The sequence below is a fragment of the Faecalicatena faecalis genome (assembly GCF_012524165.2).
GTDB classification, from domain to species: domain Bacteria; phylum Bacillota; class Clostridia; order Lachnospirales; family Lachnospiraceae; genus Faecalicatena_A; species Faecalicatena_A faecalis.
Map to the genome: position 1 here is coordinate 108,272 of NZ_JABACJ020000004.1, position 17,720 is coordinate 125,991.

Here is a 17,720-nt window from a genome sequence, read left to right on the forward strand (position 1 = left end):
GAGGGAGCTTATGTTACATTTAATGAAATATGACGTGAAAGTGAAGCTTAAGAATTTCAACGAGATCTTCTGGCCTCTGATTTTTCCGCTGATACTGGCGACATTTTTCTATATTTCCTTTGGGAAAGCGGATGAGGCGGACTTCGAGACGGTGCCGGCAGCAGTGGTGGTTTCGCAGGAGAAGGATGACGCATTTCTGGAATTCCTGAATGGGGTGGAATCGGATGACTCCAGGCTGATCCAGATTAAAGAGATGAAGGAAAAGGATGCCTTAAAGGCTTTGAAGGATAAGAAGGTAGCAGGCATCTATTATGCAGGAGAGACACCGTCACTGACTGTAGGCGGCGTCGGAATCGAGGAGAGCATTCTTCAGGCCCTGTTGGATAGTTATGGGGATGCAAAGACGACGATGGAAAATATTGCCGCAGATCATCCGGAGGGACTTGGTGCGGCGGCAGCACAGCTGGAAAATTATGAGGAGCTGGTGACTCAGGTCTCACTCGGCGGAAAGACAACGGACGGTAACGCAGCCTCTTTCTATGCACTGATTGCTATGGCATGTCTGTATGGCTGTTTTATCGGATTTGGATCGGCAATGACGCTGCAGGCAAACCTGTCGGCTCTGGCGGCACGGCGGTGTGTGACTCCGACCCATAAGATGAAGCTGATCCTCTCGGAAATGGTGACGGCATTCGGACTGCATTTTATCAACGTCGTGATTCTGATTTTATATCTGCGTTATGGGCTTCATATGGAATTCACGGGAGAAATGCCGAAGATGCTGCTTGTATCCTTCGTTGGATGCATGATCGGGGTCTCCATGGGGCTTTTTATCAGCAGTCTTGGAAGGATGGGAGAAGGCGTAAAGGTTGCCCTGATTCTGGGAGTCTCGATGATCTGCAGTTTCCTGGCAGGATTGATGAATGGAAACGTGAAAGACACGGTGGATAGAAGCTTCCCGATCATCAACCGCATCAACCCGGCAGCGCTGATTGCGGATGCATTTTACTGTATCAATGTCTATGATGACCCGGCGCGGTATACGCGGAATCTGGTGACACTGGTCATCATGTCGGCGGTGCTGACAATCGGCTCATTTCTGGTGGTCAGGAGGGAACGTTATGACAGTATTTAAGGGATATCTTAAGATTATAAAACAAAATGCCCCGATTATTCTTTTGTACGTGGGAATTTTCTTTTTCATTACATTGATGATTCAGGCGGCAACAAAACAGAGCATGGATGGTACTTATCAGGCAGAGAGCATGAAAATCGGATTTGTGGATGAAGATGGAGGCACCCTGGCAATGGGACTGCACGAATATCTGGAGAAATATCATCAGGTAATTCCGATGGAGAATGACAAGAAAGTACTGCAGGAGAATCTGTTTTATGGAAATATTCAATATATCGTAAAGATTCCGGCAGGATTTGAAGAGAAATGTCTTAAGCAGGATGAAAAGCTCTCTGTGACCAAGATTCCAGGTTCCTACACAAGCTTTTACATCGACCAGCAGATCAACAGCTTTTTGAACAGTGCGAAGACCTATGATGCGGCCGGTTATACTGTGGAGGAGACTGTAAAGGCAGTCAATGGAAAAGAGGAGCCGAAGGTCACGATGCTGGATGAGGGCGGTAATGGAGGTGTGACTCCCGGTTATAATTACTACTATCGTTTCATTCCGTATATGATGATCAATGTCCTCTGCTATGTGCTGGGAAGTATCCTTTCCTCATTTCACAAGGCGGATATCCGCAAGAGGATGCAGGCAAGCGCTGTTTCCGTACAGCGGCAGAATCTGGAAGCGCTTCTGGCAGCATTTTTGTTCGGGCTGTTCCTGTGGGGAATCAGCATCGCGGGCGGTTTTGCATTACATGGAAGCGAATTCATGAAGAGCGGGAGTATGCTTTACTATATGCTCAATGCCCTTATCATGCTGGTGGTGGCTCTGGCCATGTCCTACCTGGTCGGGATGCTGACGAACAATATCAATGCACTGAACGGAATCGTGAATACACTTTCCCTCGGGATGGGGTTCCTGTGCGGCGTATTCGTCCCTATGGAAATGCTGGGAAAAGGAGTGAGGACAGTGGCACAGTTCCTGCCTGTCTACTGGTATGAAAAGAGTAATGACTTGTTGGCTGAGTTTGGTACCGTCACCGGAAGTATCAGGGTGGAGATCTTCCAGGCGTTTGGAATCCAACTGGTGTTCGCTGTGGCAATTCTGTGTGTGGCTATGGTCGTGGGAAGAAGGCAGAGATTGGGATCATGATGGAAAATGTGTTGATATTGGGCACCTAAAGAGCGCTAGAAAAATAGAACGGACAAAAATGCAGAACTAAAATCAGAAATAAAGATTCTGCTGTACCTTTTTCAAAATTTATGATAATATCCTCTTAGAAGATGTTCTTTGCAGCTTGCAGGGAACATCTTTTCTAAGGTGAGCATAAGGAGTAAAGACTGTCTGCGGACAGGATAGCGGGAGAAGGAAAGGTTAGAAGATTTATGACGTTAGGAAAAAAGAAAATACATAAGACAAATGAGTTGAACATCGACTGGGGGAAGTTCTATAAGAGCGTATTTGCTCTTGTTATCCCCATGGCACTGCAGAATCTGATCAATGTGGGAGTGACTGCGGCCGATGTTATTATGTTGGGAAAAGTAGGTGAGACGGCACTTTCAGGTGCTTCACTTGCCGGGCAGGTACAGTATATCATGGTCCTTTTCCTATTTGGGCTGACATCCGGCGCAACGGTGCTGACGGCACAGTACTGGGGAAAAGGAGACAGGAAGACAATTGAGAAGATTCTGGCGCTGGGAATGAAGGCAGCAGTAGTTGTTACAGCGATTTTTATGGTGGCGGCCCTGGTCATCCCGGGACTGCTGATGAGGATTTTTACGAATGATCCAGATGTCATTGCACAGGGAATCCTGTATCTTCGAATTGTTGCGTTTTCCTATGTTCTGATGGGAATCACGCAGGTATATCTGTATGTGATGCGAAGCGTGGAACGTGTAGTCGTTGCAACTGTGGTATATATGATCTCACTTTTGGTGAACGTGGTGTTGAATGCCATCTTTATTTTCGGACTCTTTGGTTGTCCGGTGATGGGAATACAGGGAGCCGCCCTCGGAACCCTGATTGCGAGGTTCGTGGAATTGATTCTTGTATTCGGCTATGCCAGACTCTTTAATAAAGATATTAAATTCAGGGTGCGCTATTTCCTGAAAACAGATAAAGTGCTCTTACAGGATTTCCTGCGCTATGCGCTGCCTGTTGTTATGAATGAGGTCATGTGGGGACTTGGAACAGCAGCAAATACTGCAATTCTAGGGCATATGGGAAGTGCTGCTGTCGCGGCAAATTCCGTTGCACAGGTGGCAAGGCAGCTTGCAACGGTCGTCGCATTTGGGCTGTCCAGTGCAACAGCCATTTACCTTGGGAAGACGATTGGGGAGAAGAAATATGAACATGCCAAGGCATATGCCCATCGTTTCCTCATCCTCAGTGTCGTGATGGGGGCCATAGGTGGTGTACTGATTCTGATCGCGTCTCCGATCGCAGCATCATTTTTATCCTTGACGGATGCAGCAAAGGGATATTTAAGATTTATGTTCTTCGTAATGTCCTATTTTGTAATTGCACAGGCTTTCAATACCACCATGATCGTCGGAACATTCCGTTCCGGTGGAGATACCAGGTTCGGATTGATATTGGATGTCTCGACTATGTGGGGCGGCTCCATCCTATGCGGGTGGATCGCTGCCTTTGTATTCAAGTGCAGCGTGCCGGTGGTCTATATGATACTGATGTGTGACGAGCTGCTCAAGGTGCCTGTCTCATGGGCAAGATACCGCAGCTATAAATGGATTAAAGACGTGACACGCGAGATCGAGTAGAGGGAAGAGGTTTAAACCGAAACTCGGGGCTTTGACGTTTGAAGAAACTATGTTATAATAAAAAACGGAACGTGCCGCTTGGGCAGGCTCCTGTTTTGAATTTTACTATTTATAGAGAGAAGGTAGATTGATATGGCAGAAGAATGCAGCAAAGAATCCTGTGCAGGATGTGAGCATGCAGGTACATGTGAGAGCAAGAAGGAGGACTTTAGAGTCCCTGGCAACAAGTACTCACAGGTGAAGAAGGTAATCGGCGTTATCAGTGGTAAGGGCGGTGTTGGCAAGTCTCTTGTGACGGCGTCTCTGGCCAGGATGATGCGTGAAAAGGGATATACAGTCGGAATTCTGGATGCAGATATTACGGGGCCGTCTATCCCGAAGATGTACGGAATCCACGAGACTGCCAAAGGCAGTGAAGAGGGAATGTTCCCGTGTATAGCGAAGGATGAGACAAGGATCATGTCTGTCAACCTGTTATTGGAGGACGAAGATACACCGGTCATCTGGAGAGGACCCGTTATCTCTGGTGTTGTAACACAGTTCTGGACAGATGTTATGTGGGGAGATATCGATTATCTGTTCGTGGATATGCCGCCAGGAACAGGTGATGTACCGCTGACTGTATTCCAGTCACTTCCTGTAGATGGTGTTGTCATCGTGACATCTCCGCAGGATCTGGTTCAGATGATCGTGAAGAAGGCTTATAACATGGCAAAGCAGATGAACATTCCGGTGCTCGGTGTTGTGGAGAACTACAGCTATGTAAAATGTCCTGACTGCGGCAAAGAAATCAAAGTATTTGGCGAAAGCCATATTGATGAGATCGCAGCAGAACTCGGTGTTCCGGTTCTTGGAAAGATGCCGATCGATACGAAAATCGCAGAGGCTGTCGAGGCTGAGAAGTTCTATGAGACTGAGAATCCATACTTAAAAGATATTGAACTGTAATATAAAAAAGATGCCGTACCATAGTAAAAACGTAGCTGTGGAACGGCATTTTTTGATTCCATTTTTCCGCTAGTTTGTTTTAGAACAGGAAAAAGCAGCCAGCTATATAGACTGACTGCTTCTGTTTTCCGCGTTAAATCTTATCAATTCAATCGTTTTACAGTTGAATATTCTTGAAGAGATCTCCAAGGCTTGTTCCGATATTCTCACTCTTTGGAATCTCGACCTTTTCTTCCACTTCTTCCTGAACTTCTTCTAAAGCCTTCATGCTCAGGCTGATCTTGCCATCTTTGATACCGATGACCTTTACCTTAACCGTATCACCGACTTTAAGCACTTCACCTGGAGTCTTGATTCTCTTCTGTGAAATCTGTGAAATGTGTACCAGACCGGACAATCCGTTCTCTAACTTCACAAATGCACCGTAGTTCTGGAGGGTCTCAACAGTTCCTTCCATAACAGTACCAGTCTTAATGCTTGCAATCTGTTCTGCACGTGCTTTCTGCTCTTTTTCTTTTAAAATCTCGCGGGCGGATAATACAAGGCGGTTGTTGGCCTGATCAACATCAATGACACGTACCTCGATATCCTTTAACAAATATGTCTCCAGATCCTCAATATATGAAAGAGAAAGCTTGGATGCAGGGATGAATCCGCGTAAGCCTTCTACCATGGCGATAGCGCCGCCGTTTACGATCCCTTCTACTTTAACAGGAAGGATGGTCTTCTTCTCCATGTAGTCAAGAACCCGGTTCCATGGATTGGCATCATCAAAATGTTCCTCATAATCAGCCATTGTTTCAACAGGTCCTTCATTTGTCTGTAATTCTTCTGTTCTCATTTCTTCACTCATCGTAGCACCTCAACTTATCTTATTAATTCGCGTGTAACCACACAGCAGCCACATGGATATACTTCAAAAGTGTGCTATCCAGGCCGCAAAACGGTATGTGTCTAGTATATCATATGTTTCACATAAAAAACAACCAATCTTGAAAATTGGGTTGACGAATTCCTGAAAAAATGGCAAGCTACTAATAAATGAATGTAAAATAAAGGGTGATATAAAATGGATAATGGAGTAAATAAAAGAAAAGTTTATGTAGTGGGACACAAGAACCCGGATACAGATTCCATCTGTTCTGCCATTGCTTATGCCAGGCTAAAGAGCAGACTGACGAAGGAGGAGTATACCCCCCGCAGGGCAGGGCAGCTCAATGAGGAGACACAGTATGTATTAGAGCGCTTTGGCGTTAAGGTGCCCGCACTTCTTTCAGACCTCAGAGTACAGGTGAAGGATGTGGATCTAAGGAAAATAGACGGTCTGAACGGGAGTGTCTCCATCAAGACGGCCTGGGCAAGAATGAAAGAATTGAATATCAAGACTCTTCCGGTCACTAGAGATGGGAAGCTGGAAGGATTGATTACCATCGGAGACATCGCGACTTCTTATATGGATGTATATGATAGTACCATTTTGTCCACTGCCAGGACACAGTATCGTAATATAGCCACGACCATTGGGGGCAGAGTCGTGATTGGGAATGACCACAGTTATCTGTTGAAAGGAAAGGTATGTGTAGCTGCATCCAGCCGTGATCTTCTATCAGATTTCGTTGAGAAAGATGATCTGGTCATTCTGGGGAATCGAAAAGAAGCACAGCAGTGTGCTGTCGATTTGAATGTTGCATGTATGGTCATTTGCCAGGGAGCCGAGATCAGCGACGATATTATCGATCAGGCGAGAGAGAAGGAGATTGTCATCATCAGCACACCGCATGATACCTTTACGGTTGCCAGACAGATCAATCAGAGCATTCCAGTCAGACATTTTATGACAAAGGATGGTCTGGTCACATTTAAAATGCGTGATTATGTGGATGATGTTAAAGATGTCATGGCGCACAAACGTTTCCGTGATTTCCCGATCGTGGACAATAAGGGGAACTTTTTAGGCTTTATCTCCAGGCGCAGATTGCTCAACAGCAGGAAAAAGCAGGTAATTCTGGTAGACCATAATGAAAAGAACCAGGCGGTCGATGGAATCGAGGAGGCTGACGTACTGGAAATCATTGACCATCACAGATTAAGCAGTATTGAGACTATGGGGCCTGTATTTTTCAGGAATCAACCGGTGGGATGTACTGCCACGATTATTTATCAGATGTACCAGGAGGAATGTGTGGAGGTGGACCCAGAGACAGCGGCCTTACTGTGCTCCGCAATCATTTCCGATACCTTGATGTTCCGTTCCCCGACCTGCACACCGCTGGATGAGGCGTCTGCAAGGAAACTGGCCGAGATCGCGGATATTAATATTGAAGAGCTTGCTCTGGAAATGTTCAATGCGGGCAGCAACTTGAAGGGCAAGAGCCCGGAGGAGATTATTTTCCTGGACTTCAAACAGTTTACAGTGAACGAGACTGTCATCGGTGTAGGACAAGTAAATGCAATGAGCAGGGAGGAACTCAAGGAGATCAAGTCCACTGTCCTTCCGCATATGGAAAAGGCAAGAAAGTCTCACAGGCTGGATATGATCTTCTTCATGCTGACCAACATTGTTACCGAATCCTCCGAACTCCTTTGCTGTGGAATGGATGCAAGATCCAAGGTGATCTCCGCATACGATCTGCGGGAAGATACAGAAGACTTGTTACTAAAGGGTGTTGTATCCAGGAAGAAGCAGCTAGTTCCTACACTGGTAGCAGCATTGCAGCAGTAGGATAAGAATTTCACATAGAAAAGAGAAGAGATATGAGCAGACAGACATGGAAACCAGGAAATATGCTTTACCCTCTGCCGGCCGTCATGGTAAGTGTAGGTGACAGTTCTGGCAGGACGAACATTCTGACGATCGCATGGACCGGGACAATATGCACCAATCCGGCGATGGTCTATATATCCGTCCGCCCGGAACGGTATTCCTATGACATTATCCGTGACTCCAAAGAATTTGTAATTAATCTGACTACAGAAAAACTAGCAAGGGCAACCGATTACTGCGGTGTCCGTTCTGGAAAAGACGTAGACAAATGGAAAGAGGCAAGGCTGACTCCAAAGAAAGCAGAGACACTAAAATATGCCCCAATCATAGAAGAGTGTCCGGTCAGCATCGAATGCAAAGTAGTCGAAGTCAAAGAACTCGGCAGCCACCATATGTTCCTCGCCGAAGTAACGGCAGTACAAGTCGACGATACATACATGAACGCCCAGAACAAGTTCGAGCTGAATAAAACCGGCCTGCTGGCATATTCACACGGAGAATATCTGGGATTAGGTAAAAAACTCGGAACCTTCGGATATAGCGTCAAAAAGAAGCCGTCAAAGAAGTCGAAGAAAGTCTTAGAAAAAAAGCCAAAGAACAACGTAAGCAAAAAGAGCAGAAAATAATGAAGCTAGGATTCGCTTCACAAAAGAGAGCCCTTCCAACCGCTCTTATGAAGCCCAGCCAGGGCCGAGCAAGGAGGATGCCCTTTGAAACGCCATGGGCCCTTAGGGGCATCCTCCTTGCTCGGTTCTGGCGAATCAGAGGGTGGAGATGAAGCGTCTGAATGCTTCCCGTCCTTCTTCATCACACTTATACACTCCAGCATCTTCCAGTACCTGGCAGAATACTTTTCCAATCTCAAGTTTTAAGATATCCTCCACATTATCCGCATTCAATTCCGGATGCTCTGGCAGGAATCCATCTACCCAGTCAGCGTGTTTTTCTAAGGCTTCATTGCTTCGGATATCTTTCTTTTCCAGTATGTATGTCTTTAGAAGTTCCATTTCATCCTTCAATCTTGACGGCAGTACAGCAAGCCCCATGACTTCAATCAGACCAATATTTTCTTTCTTGATATGGTGCAGTTCTGCATGCGGATGATATACGCCAAGCGGATGTTCCACAGTCGTGATATTATTGCGCAGAGTCAGGTCGAGTTCATACAGATCGCCATGCATCCTTGCAATCGGTGTGATGGTATTATGCGGCTGTCCATCGGTATTAGCATAGATAAATGCATCCTCGTCCGTATAGCCGCGCCAAGCGGTAAGAATATAGTCAGCAAGTTCGATAAGCCTGTTTTCATCCTTCCCCTGGAGACGAATCACAGAAAGCGGCCATTTTACGATTCCAGCAGTGACATCTTCATATCCTTGCACCGTAAAGGTCTCTGTCATCGGAGCCTTCGCCATAGCAAAGGTATAATTTCCTCCCTGGAAGTGGTCGTGACTTAAGATAGAGCCACCCACAATCGGAAGATCCGCATTGGAGCCAAGGAAATAGTGCGGGAATAATTTTACAAAATCGAACAGCTTGCGGAAGGTATTCTTTTCAATCTTCATCGGCACGTGCTCGCCATTTAAGACGATACAGTGCTCATTGTAGTAAACGTATGGAGAGTACTGGAATCCCCAGGCACTGTCATTGACGGTGATCGGAATGATTCTGTGATTCTCTCTGGCCGGATGGTTAGTACGTCCGGCATATCCCTCATTCTCCACACATAAAAGACATTTTGGATAAGAGGATGCTTTTGCATTTCTGGCAGCAGCAATTGCCTTCGGATCTTTTTCCGGTTTAGACAGGTTGATCGTAATGTCCAGTGTCCCGTAATCTGTATCCACGGTCCATTTCATATCCTTGCATACACGATATCTACGGATATAATCGCTGTCCTGGCTCAGTTTATAGTAATAATCTGTGGCATCCTTTGGTGAAACTTTATAACGCTTCCAAAATTCAGCCTGTACCTGGGATGGGCGCGGCATCAGACAGTTCATGAGCTTGGTATCGAACAGATCGCGGTATACAATGCTGTCTTCAATGATACCGCGGCTGCAAGCCTCATCCAGCAGCTCCTTTAAGATGGATTCCAGGTGAAGCTGTGTCAAATCACAGTCCACATCTACAAACTCATCCTCGTGAAATAGATCCAACAGCAGATTGGTTGTATAGATCCGCTCACTTTCCGGTGTTAGGCCGGAATCAATCCCATATTGCACCAGTTTCTTAATTGCTTCATTTAACATGATCTACGCCTCCTGCTTCTTGAATCCATGAGGATGAGTGCTGTGCCACTTCCATGCGGAAGAAATGATCTCCTCCAAATCTGCATGCTGCGGATTCCAACCGAGAACCTCTTTTGCCTTATCGCTGGAAGCAATCAGCCTTGCAGGGTCTCCGGCACGTCTCGGAGTGATTCTTTGGGCAATATCGAGCCCGGTCGCCTTCTTTGCAGTCTCGATAACTTCTTTAACAGTAAAGCCCACGCCGTTGCCCAGGTTAAAGGTGTTGCTTTCGCCGCCGTCCAACAGGTATTTTACGGCCAGGATATGTGCCTGTGCCAAATCGGTCACGTGGATATAGTCACGGATGCAAGTGCCGTCCTTTGTATCATAATCATCCCCGAAAATGCTGATGAATTCGCGCTGTCCAAGCGGTACCTGGAGAATCAGCGGAATCAGATGTGTCTCTGGGCTGTGTGCCTCTCCGATACAGCCGCTTTCATGTGCACCGCAGGCATTGAAATAACGCAATGCCACATATTTCAGGCCGTGAGCAATATCGGTCCATTTCATCATCTTTTCCATCGCAAGCTTGGTCTCGCCGTAGGCATTGGTCGGGCAAGTCTTATCATCCTCCAAAATCGGGATATTCTCTGGCTCGCCGTAGGTCGCAGCGGTGGAAGAAAAGACGATCTTCTTCACATCATGCGCAATCATAGATTCCAGAAGGACCTTTGTGCCATAGACATTATTGTCATAGTATTTCAGAGGATCGACCATGCTCTCCCCTACCAGAGAGTTTGCTGCAAAATGAATGACCGCATGGATTTCTTCGTTTTCAAATACAGAATCAATGAATCCGCGGCTGCGGATATCCCCTTTATAAAAGCGTGCCTTTGGATGTACTGCCTCGATGTGTCCGGTCTCCAGATTATCGACAACAACGACATCTGCTCCTTTATCAATGAGTTCATAAACTGTGTGTGAACCGATGTATCCGGCTCCACCTAATACTAAAATTGCCATATGGACTGCCTCCTTTTAAAATCTATGATCTACTTGCTGCTGTTACCGTAATTAGTCGAGTTTAGACGCTCCGCCGCCGATGTCTACCGTATAGAATTCAGCTTCGTGTCCGACCTTCTCTTTATAGGCTTTTCCGATGCAATCGATGAATGTGCCTACTGCATCATTTTTTACAATGCTGACAGTGCATCCGCCGAAACCGCCTCCGGTGATTCTGGAGCCGATCACACCAGGCACCTTCCATGCCAGGTCAACTAGCACATCGATTTCCTCACAGGATACCTCATAGTCATCGCGCAGGGAAATGTGGGACTGGTTCATCAGCTCGCCAAAACGTACAATATTGCCTTCCTTTAAAGATTTTACTGCCTCGATCGTACGCTGATTTTCAGCGACTGCATGTTTTGCACGTCTCACCTGTACAGGATTTGGAATGACTTCCTTGAACTTCTCAAAGGTGTCCATATCCAGGTCTCCCAGAGAATTGATATCCAGTTCTTTTTGAAGGGCAGCCAGTGCATCGGAACATTCCTGACGGCGTTCATTATACTTTGAGTCTACCAGACTGTGCTTTACCTTGCTGTTTGTGATGATGATTTTTGCGTCTTCCAGTACAACTGGTGCATATTCGTAATTTAGGGTCGCAGTGTCAAGGAAGATAGCATGATCTTTCTTGCCCATTGCTACGGCGAACTGGTCCATGATACCGCAGTTGCAGCCGTTGAAATGATTCTCAGAATACTGTCCGATCAAGGCCAGGTCGATCATACTGAACTGATCGATTCCAAATAGATCTGTCAGGATGACACCGGTGAGCACTTCCAGGGAAGCAGAAGAGGAGAGTCCTGAACCATTCGGGATATTCCCCCAGATCACCATATCAAATCCGCTGTCCAGTTTTACCCCTTTTTCAGCAAATGCCCAGACAACACCAAGAGGATAGTTTGCCCAGCCGAAAGCGTCTTTATTAGTCAGATCGTCCAAGGAAGCCTCGACGACTCCAAAGCTGTTCAGATTCATGGAATAAAAGTGCATCTTTCTGTCAGAACGTTTTCTAGCCATGCCGTAAGTGCCGAGTGTGAGAGCACAAGGGAAAACATGGCCTCCGTTATAATCTGTGTGTTCACCGATCAGATTCACACGTCCGGGTGAAAAGTAGAATCCTGCGCCCTCAGCGCTTCCAAACAGTTCTGTGAATTTTGCAGATAATTTTTTTCTCATACGAAATCCTCGCTTTCATCTCTATTCTTTTGGTCACAAATTCGTTCTTTGTTATGTCTTCATTATAGCTGAAGGAGGGGGGATTGTATATAAAAAATCCGTGCAAAGATATGTAATTATGTTGCATAGAAAGTGATGAGAAGATATAATAAAAAAGCATACGAATAAGCTGTATTCGCTGCGATGAGATTATGAGGAAGTAACGAAGCGGAATTAGAATCCGCTTTGACATACCTGTTTTATGCGGGCATAGGAATACGGGAAAGGAGAATTGGAAGTTGGAAGGGACTTACAAATATTCATATAAAGTCGGGGAAAGTCTTTTGACTTCCCTGTCTGTCTACAATGTGGGACATCAGAAGTGCGGACCGGGCTACCAGTGGGGGCCTGGTATACGGAACCATTATTGCATTCACCATATTATTTCCGGGATAGGATATTACAGTGTCAATGGGGAGACTCACAGATTATCGGCTGGAGACACCTTTATTCTCTATCCTGATACCGAGGTGAAATACTATGCAGATACAGAAAAGCCCTGGGAGTATGCCTGGGTAGGCTTTATGGGAACAGACGCGGCAACGATCATTCGATCCACAGATTTTACGCCGGAGAAGCCCTTTATCAAGAACGGCGGCCCACCGAAACGAATCTTAAGGAGCCAGCTCAGTCGTATTTATGAGGTGAAGGGCAATAGCCATGAGGCATCAGTGGCGATGACAGGAGCACTGTATACACTGCTGTCTACATTTATGCATTATGCTTCACAAAAGGGGTCGACCAGGGATATCCAGCTTACCTATGTAGAAAAAGCTAAGAATTATATCTCGACCAGCTATTCTTATCCAATTACGGTCGAAGATGTGGCGGCCTATGTGGGAATCAGCCGCAGTCATTTATACCGTTCTTTTCAGACCTATCAGCAGCAGTCTCCCAAGGAATACCTAAGTAATTTCCGCATCAAGCAGGCATGTCGTCTTTTGAAAGAAACAAATCTTTCCGTCTCTACGGTCGCTTATTCCGTAGGATTTGAGAATAACCTTTATTTTTCAAAAGCATTCAAGAAGCTAATGGGGATGAGCCCGTCTGAGTATAAGGGGACACCTGCATGAAAATAACAAACAGGCGCACAAAAAACTGCCTCCGATCAGCGCATATATCCTGTATGCTGATTAGAGGCAGTCTCTATACTGCTTGTGTTAGATTCTGGAATGTTTTCTTTTATTCACCGGGGCGGATTGTCATATCCTCGATCTTCCGAATGAACCCCCGGGTCAGAAAATGAATTCCCAGTCCGTATAATAAAGTATATACGGCGATGATGATCAGCAGAGTCAAGGCGAAAATTCCGATTTCGTTCGCCTTAAAGTGCCTCATGACAGGCATAGCGATACAGAAAATCAACGAGACTGCTGCTGCGCCAAGGAAGGCCCACCAGGAGTGGACGGACATCTCACTGCAAAGAAGCTTGACTCTGTCTTTATTGTTCATACCGACCGCCTCAAGAAGCTGGTTCCTGCGTCTCATCTCCTCAATCTCCAGACTGTATTTCAAGTAGAAGATGAACAGACTGCTGAGCAGCAAGATACATGCTGTGATAGAGAATGCGATTTCTTTGAAGAAACGGTCCCCTTCGGCGGCAGTCAGCTCTTCGGTCTTTTCGTAATAGGGGTAAACAGAAGGCTGGGCGTACGTATCCATCACATTTTTTTCGGCGAATATCTTTAAGCTGTCGGAAACATTCTGATAGCTTCCCTTCGCTGCCTGGAGTGTAATCAACTGAGTCGGTGTCGGTTCTTCCTCAAGCTGATCCAAAACGGACTGCCTGAGCTCTTCAAAGTATTCATCTGAGAAAACTACAATATCCTCCTGGTCACCCTGCTGGAACATGCCGGTCAGGCTCAGCTTTTCCTGGCTTTTCACAGGGTACGGCGGGTAGATCGTATCTCGGGTCTCCATGTCATATCCGGCCCGGACGCCGGCGTGCAGACGGGGATCGTTGCTTAAGTCCTCCATGAAATAGGTGTACCAGTCCAGAAGGCGTGCCCGCTGCGAAGTATCCTGCTGAAATACAACATGGATTTCGTTCCCCTTCAGATTCGGGGTACTCTTGTCATGGGGAGCGACGACTGCTTTTAATTTCTGATAGGTAGTCTCCGAAATTCCGATGTGCTGTCCCTGAGGTGATACGACGCCGTCATAACCGGTATGTATGATGGTACTGTATGTCAGAGGCGCCGCCAGCAGGGTATTGATGCGAACCATCGGGTAAGACACCATCTCCACCTCATTCTCTGCTTTTAGATTCTGGAAAAATGTCTCATCCTCCTCATGGGCCATGCACACAAAATCGTAAGGGTAAAGCTGCCCTTCTGCATCTGCCGTCAGACAGGAAGCCAGGCGCGGCAGATAGATAGAAAGTGCAAAGATCTGGATGGTGAATAAAAGGAACAGATACTTTGCATTCGTCTTAAAATGGTATTTCCAGGGCAGAATCTGAAAAAGGTGTTTCAGATACAGATCCTTTTTCTTCATAAAGTGCTTCAATAGCTTGCTGCCTCCACAATACAAAAGGAATAAGAACCCAAGCAGCATCGTGGCCAGCTTTGACATCCCCTCCATCCAGGAACCATAGAGATAGGAGCGGATACCGGATTGTATGCAGTAAATTCCGTACAGCAGTCCCGGAATCAGGAGATGATACGGAAGAGGTTCCTTTTTAACTGCCTTAAAAGAAGACGTTGTGATATCCACGTTTTCAAATATATGATAATTGATCAGTGTGGACAATCCTGTCATGAGCAGGAATATGATTGCGGTGATCAATGTGATCAGCCTATATTCAGCCGAAATGGATGTCTGTATCCCCATACTGTGCAGGAAGAAATACTTCATCACTGGAAGCCCCAGATTGCCGAGCAGAAGCCCTGCAGCCAGAGAAACAACGATGCAGGTGAGGAATTCAAGAGCGATGATGAGTTCTAAGGTTTTTTTTCGGATGCCCAGGCTGATAAAGATTCCATAGTTTTTCATACGCGTCTTGATATAATTGGAGATGATGAGCACCAAAAGCATAATGGATAAAAATAGAACAATCAGGATGACTTCTGAAAAAATACTCATGACTCCAGAATACTTCATGACATCCTGCCCAGTGTCAATGGACAGAACTAAGGACAGCGCACCGATCATGATATACAGGAATGCAACTGAAACAGAGGCTGCAAAAATAAACAGAAGATACCCCTTTAGGTTGCTTCTGAAATTCGCAAATATAACCGTATAGAAATCCTTGGAATAATGTCCGGGGAAACGCATACGTCGAAGCTTGTCCAGCCGTGCCTGTTCCTCTTTTCGTTTCAGTTCCCGTGCCTGCCGGTTCATTTCATCCCCTTCGAGGATCATACGGGTTCCGAAATAATCTGCCACCATCAGTATCATAGAAATCGTCAGTGCCGGGCGGACGGTATAGGAATTGAAAAACACAGATATCAGGTAGAGAAATCCGACCCAATAGGAAACCGTCGTTAGGATATCAGCCTTCTTTCTTGCCAGCAGTAAAATAGACCGTATGACAAGTATTACGGTCAGTAAAAGAGGCATGAGCAAAAAAAGATAGGCCGGTACAATACTGCTTCCTGTAGCGGCAACCTCCTCGGCAGTCTCAAAAGCCTGTGAAAAAGCAGAGATACCTCCATACTGGCGGACCGTGGCATAAAATCCCAGAATGGTATAAGCGCTTCCTTTATAGGTGAACCATTTGGCGAACAGCACCAGACAGGAAATAATAAGACCAATTACAGCCTCAAAAAGCCCTGCCGTCCGCTTTGTGTTTTTAAACTGTTTTTTAAACCGGTTTGTGATTTTTTCCGTATTCATAAATTCTCTCTCCTAGCATTCCCTTTTATAACTCCTATCTTATTCCAATTTTACATTTTATACAATGACTAATGTGTGAATGCTGTTTTTTTCGGCGTGAATAAAGTTGCGTAATATAGTAATCACGACCAGTTCCAGAAAGAAACGGGGATTCGTTCTGAAAGGAATAGAAAGGACGGCTAAAATAAAATAGAAGCAGAATCGTGGATGATAAAGCACGATTCTGCTTCCATTTTATTCTGCTGCGCTTTTTGCAGTTGAGGAACCGGATTTTGATTCGATTTCTAATGGTGTGATCTTCTGACGCTTGATTCGCTTGAACAACAGCGAGGAAAGCACCACAGAAACTATTTCTGCAATCGGGATGGACCACCACACCATATGCAGTCCGAATAATTCTGCAAAAATATAGGCGACCGGAAGAATCACGAATAACTGTCTTGCTACAGAGACAATCAGGCTATAAACTCCATTTCCAAGTGCCTGGAAGACACTTCCCACGATAATACAGTACCCAGCAAAGATAAAACTCAGGCTGATGATACGAAGAGCCGGTACTCCGATCTCCAGCATATGTTCGGATGCATCAAAAAGTTTTAAGAGCTGTGCCGGGAAAAACTGGAAGATACCAAGACCAATAATCATGATACCGATAGCGATCAGTACACTTAAATCAATCGTTTTCATGATTCTTTTCTTATCTCTGGCACCGTAATTATAAGCAACAATCGGAATCATGCCGTTATTCAGACCGAAGATCGGCATGAAGATAAAGCTCTGGAGCTTGAAATATACACCAAAAACTGCTGTGGCAGTGGAAGAGAAGATCATGAGGATCTTATTCATACCAAACACCATGATAGAACCGATGGACTGCATAATAATAGAAGGAACGCCGACTTTATAGATATTGGCAATGATGATTTTGTTTGGGCGGAATCCTTTCATATTAATATTCAGCTCTGTATTCTTCTTACAGTTAAAGTATAATGACATTGTAACAGCTACAAGCTGCCCGATGACGGTGGCAAGGGCCGCACCTGCGACCTCCATTCTTGGAAGTCCAAAAAGGCCAAAAATCAGGATCGGGTCAAGTACGATATTGATTACCGCGCCGGTTCCCTGTGTGATCATATTGTAGATGGTCTTTCCTGTAGACTGCATCAGACGTTCAAATGTGATCTGCATGAAGATTCCAATGGATGCAACTGTGATGATCAGCATATACTGTGTACCATAACGGATAATCACCGGGTCTTCTGTCTGAACGGTAAAGAAAAGGTGGGAGCCGAACAGACCGAGCAGGGCCATCACAACATAACTGAGCATTCCAAGGAACAGACCGTTTCTTGCAACAGCGTTGGCTTCATCAAATTTTTTCTCGCCTAAGTTGCGGGACAATAGCGCGTTGATTCCAACACCGGTTCCAGCAGAAATGGCTATCATCAGGTTCTGCACCGGGAATGCCAGGGAAACAGCAGTCAGGGCCGCCTCATTGATCTGAGCAACAAAGACACTATCTACAACGTTATAAAGAGCCTGCACAAGCATCGAAATAATCATCGGCAGGGACATTGTGATTAATAGTTTCGGAACGGGCATGACGCCCATTTTATTTTCTTTTTGTATCGTTTTTTCCATGTAAAATATTCCTCCTCTGAATGTGACACAGAGGTCATTATAACACAAATCTACGTTTTGTGTAAGAAAAATATGTCAAAGGCCCATCATGTCCAGCATGAGTCCGTACTCT

Annotated in this window: 13 protein-coding genes; 7 read left to right on the forward strand and 6 right to left on the reverse strand. The window is 45.7% G+C overall.

Annotated features, from left to right (window positions below):
• The first annotated feature begins 10 nt into the window (after positions 1–10).
• The 4 genes from HGO97_RS06410 to HGO97_RS06425 all read left to right on the forward strand — a co-directional run bounded on the left by HGO97_RS06410 (position 11) and on the right by HGO97_RS06425 (position 4,849).
• The gene (locus HGO97_RS06410) at positions 11–1,135 is read left to right on the forward strand and encodes an ABC transporter permease (protein ID WP_216240447.1); all 1,125 of its coding nucleotides are present in this window, start codon (positions 11–13) and stop codon (positions 1,133–1,135) included.
• The gene (locus HGO97_RS06415) at positions 1,122–2,273 is read left to right on the forward strand and encodes an ABC transporter permease (protein WP_216240448.1); all 1,152 of its coding nucleotides are present in this window, start codon (positions 1,122–1,124) and stop codon (positions 2,271–2,273) included. The genes HGO97_RS06410 and HGO97_RS06415 overlap by 14 nt, the downstream gene beginning before the upstream one ends.
• A 233-nt stretch (positions 2,274–2,506) precedes the next feature.
• Positions 2,507–3,901 carry an MATE family efflux transporter gene (locus HGO97_RS06420; RefSeq protein WP_216240449.1) on the forward strand — a complete coding sequence of 465 codons (1,395 nt, stop codon included), beginning with the start codon at positions 2,507–2,509 and terminating at the stop codon, positions 3,899–3,901.
• Between the two features lie 132 nt (positions 3,902–4,033).
• On the forward strand, positions 4,034–4,849 hold the full coding sequence (locus tag HGO97_RS06425) for an Mrp/NBP35 family ATP-binding protein (RefSeq protein WP_216240450.1): 816 nt from the start codon (positions 4,034–4,036) through the stop codon (positions 4,847–4,849).
• 157 nt (positions 4,850–5,006) lie between these two features.
• On the opposite strand, the gene HGO97_RS06430 is transcribed toward HGO97_RS06425, so the two are convergent.
• Positions 5,007–5,702: a S1 RNA-binding domain-containing protein gene (locus HGO97_RS06430; RefSeq protein ID WP_216240451.1), complete on the reverse strand. Its 696-nt coding sequence runs from the start codon at positions 5,700–5,702 to the stop codon at positions 5,007–5,009.
• Between the two features lie 216 nt (positions 5,703–5,918).
• On the opposite strand from HGO97_RS06430, the gene HGO97_RS06435 reads away from it, so the two are divergent.
• Entirely contained in the window at positions 5,919–7,571 is a 1,653-nt protein-coding gene (locus HGO97_RS06435) for a putative manganese-dependent inorganic diphosphatase (protein WP_216240452.1), read from the forward strand.
• A gap of 32 nt (positions 7,572–7,603) precedes the next feature.
• Positions 7,604–8,239 carry a flavin reductase family protein gene (locus tag HGO97_RS06440; protein WP_216240453.1) on the forward strand — a complete coding sequence of 212 codons (636 nt, stop codon included), beginning with the start codon at positions 7,604–7,606 and terminating at the stop codon, positions 8,237–8,239.
• Between the two features lie 135 nt (positions 8,240–8,374).
• Here the strand turns inward: HGO97_RS06440 and galT are convergent, their stop codons facing one another.
• Genes galT through HGO97_RS06455 form a run of 3 tightly spaced genes read right to left on the reverse strand, consistent with a single transcriptional unit; the run spans position 8,375 to position 12,088 of the window.
• Complete coding sequence (gene galT, locus HGO97_RS06445; protein ID WP_216240454.1) at positions 8,375–9,865, reverse strand: UDP-glucose--hexose-1-phosphate uridylyltransferase; 1,491 nt, start codon at positions 9,863–9,865, stop codon at positions 8,375–8,377.
• Positions 9,866–9,868: 3 nt separating this feature from the next.
• On the reverse strand, positions 9,869–10,867 hold the full coding sequence (gene galE / locus HGO97_RS06450) for a UDP-glucose 4-epimerase GalE (RefSeq protein ID WP_216240455.1): 999 nt from the start codon (positions 10,865–10,867) through the stop codon (positions 9,869–9,871).
• 51 nt (positions 10,868–10,918) lie between these two features.
• A complete protein-coding gene (locus HGO97_RS06455) occupies positions 10,919–12,088 on the reverse strand; it encodes a galactokinase (protein ID WP_216240456.1) in 1,170 nt (389 codons plus the stop codon).
• Positions 12,089–12,366: 278 nt separating this feature from the next.
• On the opposite strand from HGO97_RS06455, the gene HGO97_RS06460 reads away from it, so the two are divergent.
• Positions 12,367–13,200: an AraC family transcriptional regulator gene (locus tag HGO97_RS06460; RefSeq protein ID WP_216240457.1), complete on the forward strand. Its 834-nt coding sequence runs from the start codon at positions 12,367–12,369 to the stop codon at positions 13,198–13,200.
• Between the two features lie 109 nt (positions 13,201–13,309).
• On the opposite strand, the gene HGO97_RS06465 is transcribed toward HGO97_RS06460, so the two are convergent.
• Entirely contained in the window at positions 13,310–15,967 is a 2,658-nt protein-coding gene (locus HGO97_RS06465) for an FtsX-like permease family protein (RefSeq protein WP_216240460.1), read from the reverse strand.
• Between the two features lie 234 nt (positions 15,968–16,201).
• On the reverse strand, positions 16,202–17,608 hold the full coding sequence (locus tag HGO97_RS06470) for an MATE family efflux transporter (protein ID WP_216240461.1): 1,407 nt from the start codon (positions 17,606–17,608) through the stop codon (positions 16,202–16,204).
• Positions 17,609–17,720: the final 112 nt, after the last annotated feature.

Bases quoted from the DNA above. Each gene is read 5' to 3' on its own strand.
- HGO97_RS06465 (WP_216240460.1), bottom strand. From the start codon at position 15,967: ATGAATACGGAAAAAATCACAAACCGGTTTAAAAAACAGTTTAAAAAC.
- galT (WP_216240454.1), bottom strand. From the start codon at position 9,865: ATGTTAAATGAAGCAATTAAGAAACTGGTGCAATATGGGATTGATTCC.
- HGO97_RS06435 (WP_216240452.1), top strand. From the start codon at position 5,919: ATGGATAATGGAGTAAATAAAAGAAAAGTTTATGTAGTGGGACACAAG.
- HGO97_RS06470 (WP_216240461.1), bottom strand. From the start codon at position 17,608: ATGGAAAAAACGATACAAAAAGAAAATAAAATGGGCGTCATGCCCGTT.
- HGO97_RS06420 (WP_216240449.1), top strand. From the start codon at position 2,507: ATGACGTTAGGAAAAAAGAAAATACATAAGACAAATGAGTTGAACATC.
- HGO97_RS06410 (WP_216240447.1), top strand. From the start codon at position 11: ATGTTACATTTAATGAAATATGACGTGAAAGTGAAGCTTAAGAATTTC.
- HGO97_RS06440 (WP_216240453.1), top strand. From the start codon at position 7,604: ATGAGCAGACAGACATGGAAACCAGGAAATATGCTTTACCCTCTGCCG.
- galE (WP_216240455.1), bottom strand. From the start codon at position 10,867: ATGGCAATTTTAGTATTAGGTGGAGCCGGATACATCGGTTCACACACA.
- HGO97_RS06455 (WP_216240456.1), bottom strand. From the start codon at position 12,088: ATGAGAAAAAAATTATCTGCAAAATTCACAGAACTGTTTGGAAGCGCT.
- HGO97_RS06430 (WP_216240451.1), bottom strand. From the start codon at position 5,702: ATGAGTGAAGAAATGAGAACAGAAGAATTACAGACAAATGAAGGACCT.
- HGO97_RS06415 (WP_216240448.1), top strand. From the start codon at position 1,122: ATGACAGTATTTAAGGGATATCTTAAGATTATAAAACAAAATGCCCCG.
- HGO97_RS06425 (WP_216240450.1), top strand. From the start codon at position 4,034: ATGGCAGAAGAATGCAGCAAAGAATCCTGTGCAGGATGTGAGCATGCA.